The organism is Actinopolymorpha sp. B9G3 (assembly GCF_040120725.1).
Classification (GTDB): domain Bacteria; phylum Actinomycetota; class Actinomycetes; order Propionibacteriales; family Actinopolymorphaceae; genus Thermasporomyces.
In genome coordinates, this window is the sequence record NZ_JBEEAB010000003.1 from 372388 (window position 1) to 384829 (window position 12442).

The 12442-nt window shown below is 70.5% G+C and carries 9 protein-coding genes; 6 read left to right on the forward strand and 3 right to left on the reverse strand.

The window, feature by feature from the left end:
- The first annotated feature begins 117 nt into the window (after positions 1-117).
- Positions 118-726 (forward strand): hypothetical protein, encoded by a 609-nt coding sequence (locus ABNF93_RS07905; RefSeq protein WP_349327079.1) that lies wholly within the window; start codon positions 118-120, stop codon positions 724-726.
- A gap of 24 nt (positions 727-750) precedes the next feature.
- Entirely contained in the window at positions 751-2055 is a 1305-nt protein-coding gene (locus tag ABNF93_RS07910) for a CpaE/TadZ family protein (RefSeq protein WP_349327080.1), read from the forward strand.
- A gap of 11 nt (positions 2056-2066) precedes the next feature.
- Here ABNF93_RS07910 and ABNF93_RS07915 read toward each other — a convergent pair whose 3' ends face one another.
- Together ABNF93_RS07915 and ABNF93_RS07920 are read right to left on the reverse strand one after the other, a co-directional pair.
- Positions 2067-3500: a hypothetical protein gene (locus tag ABNF93_RS07915; protein WP_349327081.1), complete on the reverse strand. Its 1434-nt coding sequence runs from the start codon at positions 3498-3500 to the stop codon at positions 2067-2069.
- On the reverse strand, positions 3497-3883 hold the full coding sequence (locus tag ABNF93_RS07920; RefSeq protein ID WP_349327082.1) for a cupredoxin domain-containing protein: 387 nt from the start codon (positions 3881-3883) through the stop codon (positions 3497-3499). Before ABNF93_RS07920 ends, ABNF93_RS07915 begins: the two co-directional genes overlap by 4 nt.
- Before the next feature lie 99 nt (positions 3884-3982).
- Here ABNF93_RS07920 and ABNF93_RS07925 point away from each other — a divergent pair, with 99 nt between their 5' ends.
- From ABNF93_RS07925 to ABNF93_RS07940, 4 genes are all read left to right on the forward strand, one after another.
- Positions 3983-5437 (forward strand): WS/DGAT/MGAT family O-acyltransferase, encoded by a 1455-nt coding sequence (locus ABNF93_RS07925; protein WP_349327084.1) that lies wholly within the window; start codon positions 3983-3985, stop codon positions 5435-5437.
- Between the two features lie 39 nt (positions 5438-5476).
- Entirely contained in the window at positions 5477-6631 is a 1155-nt protein-coding gene (locus ABNF93_RS07930; RefSeq protein ID WP_349327085.1) for a patatin-like phospholipase family protein, read from the forward strand.
- A gap of 90 nt (positions 6632-6721) precedes the next feature.
- Positions 6722-7225 (forward strand): DUF6912 family protein, encoded by a 504-nt coding sequence (locus ABNF93_RS07935; protein WP_349327087.1) that lies wholly within the window; start codon positions 6722-6724, stop codon positions 7223-7225.
- A gap of 116 nt (positions 7226-7341) precedes the next feature.
- Positions 7342-11802 (forward strand): glycoside hydrolase family 38 N-terminal domain-containing protein, encoded by a 4461-nt coding sequence (locus ABNF93_RS07940; protein ID WP_349327089.1) that lies wholly within the window; start codon positions 7342-7344, stop codon positions 11800-11802.
- A 55-nt stretch (positions 11803-11857) separates the two neighbouring features.
- Here the strand turns inward: ABNF93_RS07940 and ABNF93_RS07945 are convergent, their stop codons facing one another.
- A complete protein-coding gene (locus ABNF93_RS07945) occupies positions 11858-12394 on the reverse strand; it encodes a hypothetical protein (protein WP_349327090.1) in 537 nt (178 codons plus the stop codon).
- Positions 12395-12442: the final 48 nt, after the last annotated feature.

Genomic DNA, 12442 nt, shown 5'->3' on the forward strand with positions numbered 1-12442 from the left:
TCGACGCCTTTAGGCCACGAAACGACCACGACCCTGCGAATCCGGAGGAAGACCTTGTCGGATGTGCCGTCCCCCAAGGCCACTCGGCAATCGCGACCTCGCTGGCTCGATCCCAAGTTGTTCCTCGGCATCCTGCTGGTGCTCGTCTCGATGGTGTTGGGAGCAAGGGTCGTCGCAGCTGCCGACCAGACGGTCGAGATCTGGGCGTTGAGGGAAGACGTCAGGCTCGAGCCGGCCATGCCACTCACCCAGGATGCACTCGTCGCGAAGAAGGTGCAGTTCACGAGCCAGGAGGACGCGGACCGCTACGTGTCGGCCCGGGAGGAGATCCCGGAGGGCGCGCGGATGCTCCGTTCCGTCGGCGGGGAGGAGTTCCTTCCTCGTGACTCCTGGACAGACGACCCTGACCGTCAGCTGGAGGATGCGCCCATCCCCGTGCTGCCGAGTCTGCTGCCGAAGTCCTTGCGCGCGGGCGATCGGGTCGACGTCTACTTCGTCGCCTCCGAGGACGACGCGTTCCCACCCAAGGCGGCCGTCGTCGGCGCGACGGACATCATCGTGGTCAACATCCCCGAGGGCGATGGCATCAGTGGTGGTGAGTCGAGCGCGACCATCCGGCTGGCTCGCGACAAGGAAAGCGGTGGGATGTCCCTCGAGGATCTGGTGGCGCACGCGGCCAACGCGAAGGCGGTCGTCGTCAAACATGTAGCCCCAGAGCCGAAGTGAGATCGTGAGAGCCGAGGTGGGATCGTGTCCCTCCCAGTCCTGACAGCCGTCACCGGTGCGCGATGGGAGTCCGACCTGGTCTCCGCGCTGGAGCGGAGCTCGCTCGGTCTTGACGTCGTACGCCGGTGCGTCGACCTGCCCGACCTTCTCGCCACTGCGCAGTCGGGCCAGGCCAGAGCGGTCCTGCTCTCAGCCGACCTGCGCCGACTCGACCGCGAGGCAGTCGCTCGGCTGATCGCGGGCGGTGTCGCCGTCGTCGGTGTGGTGTCGCCAGGCGACACCGAGGGCGAGGAACGTCTGCACCGGATCGGCATCGCCAAGGTGGTCCCCGCTGACGCGCCCGCCGACGTCCTTGCGGGCGCGGTCGCCGAGTCGGTGGAGATCGCGCACGCCCATGGCCGCGCACCGGAGCCGGACTTTGCGGTCTCCAACCCGTGGGGTGCTATGCCGTCACTGCCGCCGATGCAGGACGTCGGAGTCACTCCGGAGACGGGCACGGGTACCGGCCAGTTGCTCGCCGTGTGGGGGCCGGCGGGAGCGCCGGGGCGTACGACGGTGGCGCTGACGCTGGCGACCGAGCTCTCGACGTTCGGCGTACCGACGTTGCTCGCCGACGCCGATGTCTACGGCGGTGTGGTCGCGCAGGCACTGGGACTGCTCGACGAGGCGCCCGGCCTGGCGGCGGCATGCCGGTCGGCCAACAGCGGCTCACTCGACCTGGCCGGCCTCGCCCGGCACGCCCGGCAGGTGCTGCCCCGGCTTCGGGTGCTCACCGGGATCCAGCGGGCCGACCGTTGGCCTGAGCTCCGGGCCTCGGCGCTCGAGCAGGTCTGGGACCTGGCTCGGCAACTGGCCGCCGCGACCGTCGTCGACTGCGGGTTCTGCCTGGAGCAGGACGAGGAGATCTCCTTCGACACCGCAGCGCCGCGCCGTAACGGCGCGACGCTCACGACGATCGAACGCGCCACCACCGTCATCGCCGTCGGTGCGGCCGACCCGATCGGGTTGCAGCGACTGATCCGTGGGCTGGAGGAACTCCGCGAGGCGGTGCCTGGCGTGGCGGTCAGGGTCGTGGTCAACAGCGTCCGCAAGGGACCGGTCGGTGGTGACGCCGAGGGCCAGATCAGGGACGCGTTGCGGAGGTACGCCGGTGTGGACGCGGTGGTCTGCGTGCCCTACGACCGGTTCTCGTTCGACACCGCGATCGCCCAGGGCAGGTCCTTGGCCGAGGTGGCGCCCAAATCGCCCGCCCGGTTGCCGCTGCGAAACTTCGCGGCCGACCTCATGGGAATCACGCTTCCCCGTCAGCGCAGGCGGAAGAAGGCCTAGGGTCCCGCCAGCTAGGTGGCGAAGAGAAGGGTCAACCCGGCGAGGGTGTAGCAGACCATCACGACCAGCAGGGGGATCTGTCCCAGCAGGGCCGTCCGTCGGGGAAAGAGCGCGACCGCTCGGTCGTGGGCGGCGATCACACCGAGAACGTGGCCGACGACGACGGCGCCGACTTTCACCCCTGCCACCAACTGAGGGTTGTTGGCGAGCGACGGGTCGACGTCGCGTCCGGCAAGGCCAAGCAGGTTTGCGCCGTTCGCCAGCGGATCCGACAGATAGATGAATGTCTGCTGCCCTTCGAGGACCAGCAGCGTGAAGTAGTGGGCGATCAGGTAGCCGAGCACGATCGGTACGACCGAACCGGCGAACGCTCCGGGCAGCTCGGACCGCAGCCGTGGCGCCGACGACGTGCGTTCGCTCGCTCCGCCTCCCGCCAGGCCCCCGGCAAGCACCGTCGCCAGCCAGAAGGATCCGGCGGCCACGAGGATGGACCCCGCCAGCGCGCCCGTGCCCGCGAGTACCTCCGGAATCCCCGAACCCTGAACGAACCCGATCCATGTCGTGCTCTGGGAGAACCCGTCGTACGCCGTGGAACCCAACAGGATGGCCACCACCGCGACCGATCCGGGTCCGGTACCCAACCCGGCGAGGTGCGCGAGGGGATTGCGAAGCACCAGCCGTCCGTCCGAGGGGCGCCGGGCGAAGGGCGAGAGATGACCGAACAACGTCGAGTACGCCTCGAACGGATCGCCCCGGTCGAACCACCGGGCCCCGTACACGACGGCGAGGAGCAGTGACAGGACGACGTACGCGGTGACCCACATCCGGAGCACGGCGAGGGACGTGGCGTCGGGAGCGACCAGTTCGAGCCACACGAACGCGAACAGCCCGACGGCTGCCGGCCAGGCGCCCAGCCGGGCCGGCAGGGGAATCAGGCCCTCGACCGGCGGAACCTGGAGCAGCCGCGCGAGCAGCAGATGGAGGGGCCGCAGGGGGTTGAGGTACCTCCACACCGGGCCGAACACCACCGACAGCGGGACAAGCCCGACCCAGAGCAGGACGTAGACAACGCCGAACGTGGGGTTGACCAGCAGGTCGGGCCCGAAGATGGCCGCGACACCGACGTACGCAGTCGCCAGGAGGCCGAGCACCCGGAGCGCCAACCGGAAGACGCCGGCGTCGACCACCCGCGTCAGGGCGAGAGGCAACACCCGTCCCGTTTCGCGGTTGTCGAAGCGTGGCGCCGGCCACGACCAGGCCAGGATGACGAACGACACGACGAGGGCGGCCGCCGCGCCGGCCAGCGCGAGCGAGAAAGGTACGGGAAGGTCGCCACGTCCGCCGATCCCGTGCGCCAGGATCGTGCCGCCCTGACCGACGCCGTGACCGACGCCGTGACCGACGCCGACGCTGCCTCCGACAGTGCTGCCGAGTATGGGCGTCACGGGAGGACGATGAGCTGGTAGACGAGCCGGTCGCCGTCGTGCAGCTCGATCTCGAACCGGCCGGCCTCGTCGGCGACGAACTCCAGTGTGCCCGGCTTGTCCGGCTCGACCGCGACCTCCTCGTCGTATCCGTGCACGTGCAGCCGGTCCGCGACGTCGCTGGTGACCGTGATCTCGATCGGTGTGCCGTTGGCCACCTCCACCCGGGCGGCGTTGGGCGACACCTCACCGTCGGCGACCTTGACGCTGAGCCGCTTGACCGGCGGCGGCGTACTGTCTGATGATCCGGTTCCACCAGACCCGCCGGCACACCCGCCGACCAAGCCGAACACGACGAGGACTCCGGCGACGAGAGCAGGCATCAGTCGGGCGCGGGCGGGCATAAGTCGAGTCCTCCGACAGGTACGGTACGAAATTCGGGACACCTCGGGCGACTCACCGTACGCGGACTGTGTAAGAGCCCCTCCAGGGAGGTACGCGGGATGCCGGACCGGCTGAGTGCGTTGGACATGTCGTTCCTCTATCTGGAGGAGCCGACGACGCCGATGCACGTGGGCAGTGTGGAACTGTTCGAGCCGCCGGAGGGCGGGTTCGACGTCGACCGCCTGCTCGCCGTGGTGCGGGAGCGGCTGGCCTACGTACCCCGCTACCGGCAGCGCCTCAAGTCGGTGCCGGGGAACTTCGCCAATCCGGTCTGGGTGGACGACGAGGACTTCGACCTCACCTACCACGTACGCCAGTCCGCGGTGCCGCGCCCAGGGACCCCGCAGCAGCTTCGGGAGCTCGTCGCACGGATCATGAGCCGGCCACTGGACCGGTCCCGTCCGCTGTGGGAGATGTACTTCGTCGAGGGTCTCGAGGACGGCCGGTTCGCGCTCTTGTCCAAGACCCACCAGGCGGTGATCGACGGGGTGGCCGCGGTCGACATCGGGCAGGTGGTGCTGGACGTCTCGCCCGGGGCGCCGGACGGTCCCGCTGACGGCTGGGTGCCCGCCATGGAGCCGTCAGCGCTGGAGCTGCTCGCGGGAGCGGTGGTCGACGCCGTTCACCGGCCGGGGGATCTCGTCGAGTCGGCCCGCCGCGCCGTGTCGGACCTGCCCGTGGCCGGCGGCTGGGTCGCCCGGACCGTCGGCGGAGCGGTCGGCAGCGTGGCGGCCGCCATGCGGACGGCGGCCAGTCCCGCGCCGGGGAGTCCGTTGAACGTGCCGATCGGTGCCCAGCGCAGATTCGCCACGGTGGAGACCCGGCTGGACGACTACCGCGGTATCCGGGCACGCCTCGGCGGGGACGTCAACGACGCGATCCTCGCGACCGTCGCCGGGGCACTGCGCGCCTGGCTCTTCACCCGAGGGGTGAGAGTGGCCGCCAACATGTCGGTGCGCGCGCTCGTTCCCGTCAGCGTGCTCACCGGTGAGGGGCCGAACCGGGTCGCCGAGTACCTCGTCGACCTGCCGGTCGGCGAGGGTAGCCCGACCATGCGCATGCACCAGGTGTCCTACGCCATGAGGGCGCATCAGGAGACCGGCCGGGCGGTGCGCGCGCGGACCCTTGCCGGGATGGCCGGCTTCGCCCCGCCGACGCTGCACGCGCTGGGCGCCCGGGTCGCGAGCTCGCTGTCCCGGCGGATCTTCAACCTGGTGGTCACGAACGTTCCGGGGCCACAGACGCCGCTCTACGTGGGCGGGGCCACGATGGTCTCGACCTATCCGGTCGTTCCGCTCGCCAAGGGACAGGCGCTCGCTATCGGACTCACGTCGTACAACGGGGCAGTTTACTTTGGCCTCAACGCGGATCGTGTCGCCATGTCCGACCTTGACGTCCTTGCGCAGTGCATCCCGGATGCCCTTGCTGAGTTGGTTGATGCGGCTGAACAGGCCCCCAAGAAGTCCCGGGCGGGCAAACGTCCGGCACAGCGTCGCAAAGGCACGGCACACTGAGAGGCAGGAGGACTCTGAGCCGACGGTGAGGAGGACGCCATGAGTAGCCCGCGACGCGGACTGGTACTCGGCGCGGGCGGTGTCCTGGGTGCGGCCTGGATGATTGGCGCGCTTTGTGCCCTCGAGGAGGAAATCGGCCTCGACGCGACGAAGGTCGATGCTCTTCTCGGTACGTCCGCGGGATCTGTGGTGGCCGCGCTGCTCGCGGCAGGTGTCTCACCGCACGAGCAGCGTGCCCACCAGCGCGGCGAGGTGCTCGACGGGAGCCCGCTCGCGGAGGTGGAGTTCGACTACGCGCTGGGCGGCCGCCCGCCCGCTCCGTGGCCCGGCGTGGGGTCCGCGCGACTCCTCGCCGCTGTCGTACGCGATCGGCGGCTGCTGAGCGCTCCGGTCGTCCTGGCGGGCCTGGTTCCCCGTGGCCGGGGTTCGGTCCAGGCACTTGCCGAACTCATCGAGCAGATCCTCCCGGACTGGCCGAAGCATCCGCGTCTGCAGACGGTGGCGATGGACTATGACGCGGGCGGGCGGGTCGCGCTGGGCCGGCCGGAGGGCGACGGCCTGATTGTGCCGGCGCAGGCGGTCGCCGCCTCGTGCGCCATCCCGGGCTGGTTCGCACCGGTCGAGATCGACGGCCGGGTCTATGTCGACGGCGGTACCACCTCGATCGCCTCCGCCGACCTGATCGCGGGTCATCGGCTCGACGAGGTCTACGTCGTCGCCCCGCTGGCCTGGCTGGCGTCACCGAACTCGATGGGGCCGTCGCTGTGGATGCTGCAGCACTGGCGCCGGGCGCTGACCCGCCAGCTCAACCGCGAGGTCGAGCACCTGCGGGCGGAGGGCACTCAGGTCACGATCATCGCGCCGTCGGCAGAGGACCTGGTGGCACTCGGCACCAACCCGATGGACGAGCATCGCCGACTGGAGGTCCTGGAGACGTCGATGCGTACCAGCCGTGCGACGGTGCGCGGGATGCGCCGAGCTCGGCTTGGACAGGCCACGGTCCGGCGTTCTCCGGACGGACGTACCTCCGGGCATAACGGCGGCCGCAAGAGTGGCGGCCCGGCCAGCAAGTCCAGCGAGGGCGAGCGGGGCGGCGCGTCCAACGGTGGCAAGCGTGGTGGCAACAGCGGCAATGGCAAGGGCCGGGGTGGTCGCTCCGGCGGCGCGGCGAGTCGGCGGCGCGACGAGCGATAGCGTCCTGGGTGCGGGATGCGAGGGACCAGCGTCCCGCGTCAGAGGGATGCCGGCGGAGAGCAGGCACCGGACCGCACGAAGGACGACAGGATGCGCGTGTACCTCGGGATGACCCTCACCCAGCTGGCCGACGCGGTGGCGCAGGGCGGTTTCGGGCCACCCACGCTTGCCTACGCGGTGACGCCGACGCTGCGGGAGTGGTACGCCGAAGGCGACCAGGAGGAGCTGGAGTACGCGGCGATGGCCGCTGCCGCGCGCGGTTCCCTACACCAGCTGCGGTTCGATCCCGACGCCCCACGGCGCCGGACGGTGGTGGCGGCTGAGGCGCCTGACGGCATGGTGTCCGCCAATCCGGCGGAAGGGCGCGCGGCGGTGACGATCAACGCGGCACTGCCCCTGGAGGCGATCGAAGCTGTCCACGTCGACGACCGCGAGGCGATGGATGCCGTACGCGCGGCGGCGGACGCCGTGGTCGAAGCTGACGCAGGTGATCAGGACGCCTCGTTCATCGTCGACGAGGCGGGCGCCCACGAGCTGATGTGGTTCGCGCGCCAGGAGATCCCGGACCTGCTGGACAAGGCGGACAGAGCGTAAACCGCCCGGACGCTGCGTGAGAATGCAGTAACTTCGAGCTGCTACCGCCTCGACCTCGCGGGTGAACGTGACCCGATCAGCGCGATTCGGGCGAGTGCGACAGCAGCGTCGGAGGGGTGCCCGTGCCGTTCCAGCTCGCCGCGGCCGAGTCCACGGATCTGTTCGTCGGTACGCCGGACGCGCCACGCCAGGTCCTTCGCGTGACGCTCAGCCGCACGCTCGTGGAGCCGATCCGGTTGAGCGTCAGGGGCGATGGCGTCACCGGCACGGCCATGGTCCCGGCTGGCGTGGGCGTGGTGGTTGTCGAAGTCGGGCTGGACCTTCCGGATGTGCCACCTGGCAACACCGTCCCGGTGACGGTCACGGTCGGCGACACCAGCCTCGACACCACGGTCACGGTCGAGAGGCCCGGCTACACGATGTACCTGGTCTCGCATTTCCACTATGACCCGGTCTGGTGGAACTCGCCGAGCAGCTCCGCCGAGATCCCCGTGGACGGGTTGCCGGGTGACGCTTCGCCGCCCCGACCCTGGGAGCGGAACGGGTTCGCACTCGTCGACGCCCACATCGACCTGGCGCTCCGCGACCCGGACTACACGTTCGTCCTCGCCGAGATCGACTATCTGAAGCCCTATCTCGACACGCAGCCCGAACGTAGGGCCGACCTGCGGAAGCTTCTCGCGGAGGGCCGCGTCGAACTTGTCGGTGGTACGTACACCGAGCCGAGTACGAACCTCAGCTGTGCGGAGACGACGATCCGCAACATCGTCTACGGCATCGGCTACCAGCGTGACATCCTGCGCGGCGACCCGACGACGGCCTGGCAGCTCGACGTCTTCGGCCACGACCCCCAGCTGCCGGGGTACCTCGCCGACGCCGGCCTGACCGGCAGCGCCTGGGCCCGTGGGCCGTACCACCAGTGGGGGCCGGTCCAGAAGAACTTCGGCATGGCCCGCGCCGACGCGTCGGCGATGCAGTTTCCGTCGGAGTTCGAGTGGATCTCGCCGAGCGGTCGCGGCGTGCTCACCCACTACATGCCGAACCACTACTCCGCCGGATGGTGGATGAACTCGGCGGCCACCCTCGCCGATGCAGAGCTCGCCGTCTACGCGATGTACCGGATCCTCAAGCCGGTCGCGGCGACCCGGCACCTGATGCTGCCGGTCGGCACCGACTACGCCCCGCCGAACAAGTGGGTGACCGCGATCCACCGCTCGTGGAACGCGAGGTACGTCTGGCCGCGGTTCGTCTGCGGGACGCCGCGCGACTTCCTCGACGCCGTACGCACCGAGATGTACGCGACGGGCCGGCGGCCGAGTCCGCAGACGCGGGACATGAACCCGATCTACACCGGCAAGGACGTGTCGTACATCGACACCAAGCAGGCGCAGCGCGCGGCGGAGATCGCCGTCATCGACGCGGAGAAGCTCGCGACTCTGGCGGCGCTGCTCGGCCTCGGCCGCTATCCCGATGCCGCGCTGGACAAGGTGTGGCGGCAGCTCGCGTACGGCGCGCACCAGGACGCCATCACCGGGTCGGAGTCGGACCAGGTCTACATCGACCTGCTCGCGGGCTGGCGGGAGGCGTACGACCTGGCGACCGCGTGCCGCGACACCGCCCTCGACGCGCTCCTGACCCGGATCGACACCGGCCCCGCCGAAAAGCCTTCAGGAGAACGCGAAAGTACGCCGGTCGTCGTCGTGAACACGCTCGGCTTCGACCGCTCCGAACTCGCCCAGGTCGTCGGGTGCCCGCCGGGAAGGCTGGTCGACGACGCCGGAGCGGACGTGCCGTCCGTGCGGGACCGGGGCACGCTGGTCTTCCGCGCCGACGGCGTACCGGCTCTCGGCTGGCGTACGTACCGGCTCATCCACGGTGGCCCTCCCGCGACGCCGGCATGGACCGCGACCGGCCCACCAACCCACCCCATCGCCAACCACCGCTACCGACTCCGCGCCGACCCGGACCGCGGCGGCGGACTGACCTCGCTCGTCGACCTCGACAGCGGTCGGGAGCTGCTGCGCGGGGTCGGCAACGAGTTGCTGCTCTACGACGAGTACGCCACCCATCCCGACTTCGGCGAAGGACCGCGCCACCTCATTCCGCGCGGTCCGGTGGTCGGGTCGGCGACCACGCCCGCCACGGTCCGCCGGGAGATCGGGCCGTTGGGTGAGCGCCTCGTGACGACCGGAACGCTGGACGTGCTGTCCTTCGAGCAGACCGTGACCCTGTGGCACGGGGTGGATCGCGTCGACTTCCGGACAAGGGTGCTCGACCATCGCGGCGCGGACAAGCTGCTGCGGGTGAGGTTCCCGGTCGACCTGCCGGGGGCGTTGCCGATGTCGGGGGTCGCGGCGGCGGTCGTGGGACGCGGTTTCGGCATGCCCGACGTCGACGCGGCCGAAGCGCCGTGGACGCTCGACAATCCCGCCCACACGTGGTTCGGACTGGGTTCGACCGCACGGGTCTCGCTGGTCGACCCCGACGGCAACCGGCTCGGCGACCGGGCGCTCGGCGTCGCCGAGGTGGTCGTCGGTCAGGTCGGTGCCGCCGCCAGCGCCCGCGACCTGGTCGTCGCTCTCGCCCGCGTCGGCGTCACCGCGACGACATCCGGTGCGCAGTGGGCGAGGTACGGATGGCTGTCGGTCGACTCCAACCTGCCTGACTTCCGGATCGTCCTCGGCGGCCCGGACGAGAACGCCATCGCGCGGGAGCTGCTGGCCCGGTGCGACGCGAAGTACTCCGCCGAGTTCGACCGGCAGCTCGAGGCGACCGGACGGGTGCTGTTGTGGGTACCGCCCGAGCAGCCGCTGCGGGCGGTGTGGCGGCCGAACGCCGACCTGCGCGACGTCCGGGCCCTGCCCGCACTGCTCGCCGTCGGCCCGGTCGACTGCCTCGTCGCCGACCTCGACGACGCGGCGATCGAGGCGGTCGGGCTCGACGTCCCCCTGGAACCGCTCACCGATGCCACCGTCGCCCTGATGACGTACGGGTTGCCTGGGTTCGCCGTCGACCCGACGGGGGCGCTGCACCTGTCGCTGCTCCGGTCCTGCACCGGTTGGCCGTCCGGCGTCTGGGTCGATCCGCCGCGCCGGGCGGCACCGGACGGGTCGGCGTTCCAGCTGCAGCGGTGGACGCACGAGTTCTGCTACGCCCTCGTGGCCGGTGACGGCGACTGGCGCGCGTTGGCGCTGCCGTCGCGCGGCCAGGAGTACTGCACACCACTGCACGCCCGCGCCCTGCCCCGAGGGGCGCCGCGTACGGTTCCCCACTCGGTTCCTCGTGCTGAGCGGCTGCCGGGGCGGCATTCGCTCGTCCGTATCGAACCGGCGCGGGAGGTCCTGTTGAGCGCGGTGAAGCCGACCGGCAACCCGATCGCGACCGGGAGCGCCGGCGGTTCGGATCCCGTGCGTGGGATCACCCTGCGGCTGGCCGAGAGCACCGGGCTCGGGCGCCGCGCCACGATCGGCGGTGCCCTCGGGCTCACCGATGCGCGGCGGGCCAACCTGCTCGAACGCCCACTCGAGCCGACCGATCTCAGCCTCGACCTCGCCGGCTTCGAGGTGGCGACCATCGTGGCCATGCCGGTGGACGCCGCCACACCTGACACACCTGGCACACCCGACGCAGAGATGCTGGGGCCGTCGGCCGAACGGCCACATGCCGAGTACGCCCGTTACTGGCTGCACAACCGTGGTCCGGCGCCGATGGGATACCTACCGGTGACCGTTGCCGTGTCGCCGCGCTCACTGCCCTGGACCGACGGTGGTCCGCTGGAGATCGAGGTCGTGCTCGCGAGCCAGCTGCGCGACGCGGCCCATGAGAGTGCCGTACGGATGCGAGTGCCCGCGGGATGGACGGTCGATCCGGCGGAACAGGCGTACGAGCTCCCCGCCGGTGGGCACCTGCGATTCGCGGCGACGGTGACGCCGGCTGAGGATGCGGAGGAGGGGACGTACTTCGTTGCCGCCCAGATCTCCTACGCCGGTACGCCTGTCGAGGACATCGCCACTGTCGTTGTCGCGGCCGAGCGGGGACGCCGGCGCGACTCCGTCGTACCCATCCCCGAACCGAGGTCGGAGTCCGCACCCGCTTCCCGCGTGCCGGCGTCGGCAGGGACGTCCGTAGCCGCGTCCGGGTCCTCAACCGGTGAGGCGGTGGACGCCATGCCGACCGACGAGACCGCTGTTCTGACAGACCGGGTTGCGGCGCCGATGGACGGGAGTGGAGCGGCTTCCCATCCCACGGCCGGCCGTGGGACCGGACTGGTCGTCGATGTCGTGGACCGTGAGGTCGTGGTCAGTCCCGGCGCCCGCGCAACGATCGCCGTGACGCTCACCAACCAGACGCGCGACGAGATCCGCGGTGAGGTCCAGCTCGTCTCGCCGTGGGGCACCTGGCACGCGATTCCCCAGTCCCTGACGGGTTTCAGCCTGCCGGCGCGGGCGCGGACGATCGTCGACTTCCCGGTCGTCGTACCCCCTGACGCAGAGCCGGGTCATGCGTGGGCGATGGCGAAGGTGATGTGGTTCGGCCGGTGCCAGTATGCGCCGACGGTGCGGTTCGTGATCGCCTGACGCGAGGCTGTTCGCCGCTGACCTTCTGCTGACGCCGGCGGGCGCTCGGGTCGTCTCACAGTCCACGCCCGCCAACCCGTGCGTGGGCACCGCCACGCCGCCTCGGACTGGGCCGTCGGCGTTGGAGCATCCTGCTGGCGGGAATGCAGAGGAGCACCGCGGCGTAGCACCAGAACGCGGTGTCCAGCCCCATCTTGGCAACGTCGATCTGCGTGGCCAACTGTCCGGGATTCGCCTGTAACTCCTCGACCGCGGCCCGGGTCGCGACGGTGGCGCCGCTGTCCAGCCAGCCCCACGGAAAGCCCAGCCCGCGATGGTAGGCGTACATGCAACAGACGTCCTCGCGGACAACCAACAGGCTCAGGAACAAGCCAGCTAAAGCGACCACAACCGTTGCCAGCCACGCGATCCGGCCCACCCGGCGAGACGTGAGACCCACCCAGGTCAACAGGACGCCGCCCGCGCACAGCACGAGGCCGAATGCCAGGTCGTGAGGTGGTGTCGGTGGAATCAGGGCGAGTGCGCCGAAGCTCGCCCCCGAGACACCGACGAGGACGAGAACGACGGTTCGCAGGAGGGCGGTCGGAGGCATGCGGGTCAGCCTGCCAGGTGGTCGCACCCGCGGTGACGGGTGAGTGCG

Bases quoted from the DNA above. Each gene is read 5' to 3' on its own strand.
- ABNF93_RS07920 (WP_349327082.1), bottom strand. From the start codon at position 3,883: ATGCCCGCCCGCGCCCGACTGATGCCTGCTCTCGTCGCCGGAGTCCTC.
- ABNF93_RS07925 (WP_349327084.1), top strand. From the start codon at position 3,983: ATGCCGGACCGGCTGAGTGCGTTGGACATGTCGTTCCTCTATCTGGAG.
- ABNF93_RS07930 (WP_349327085.1), top strand. From the start codon at position 5,477: ATGAGTAGCCCGCGACGCGGACTGGTACTCGGCGCGGGCGGTGTCCTG.
- ABNF93_RS07935 (WP_349327087.1), top strand. From the start codon at position 6,722: ATGCGCGTGTACCTCGGGATGACCCTCACCCAGCTGGCCGACGCGGTG.
- ABNF93_RS07945 (WP_349327090.1), bottom strand. From the start codon at position 12,394: ATGCCTCCGACCGCCCTCCTGCGAACCGTCGTTCTCGTCCTCGTCGGT.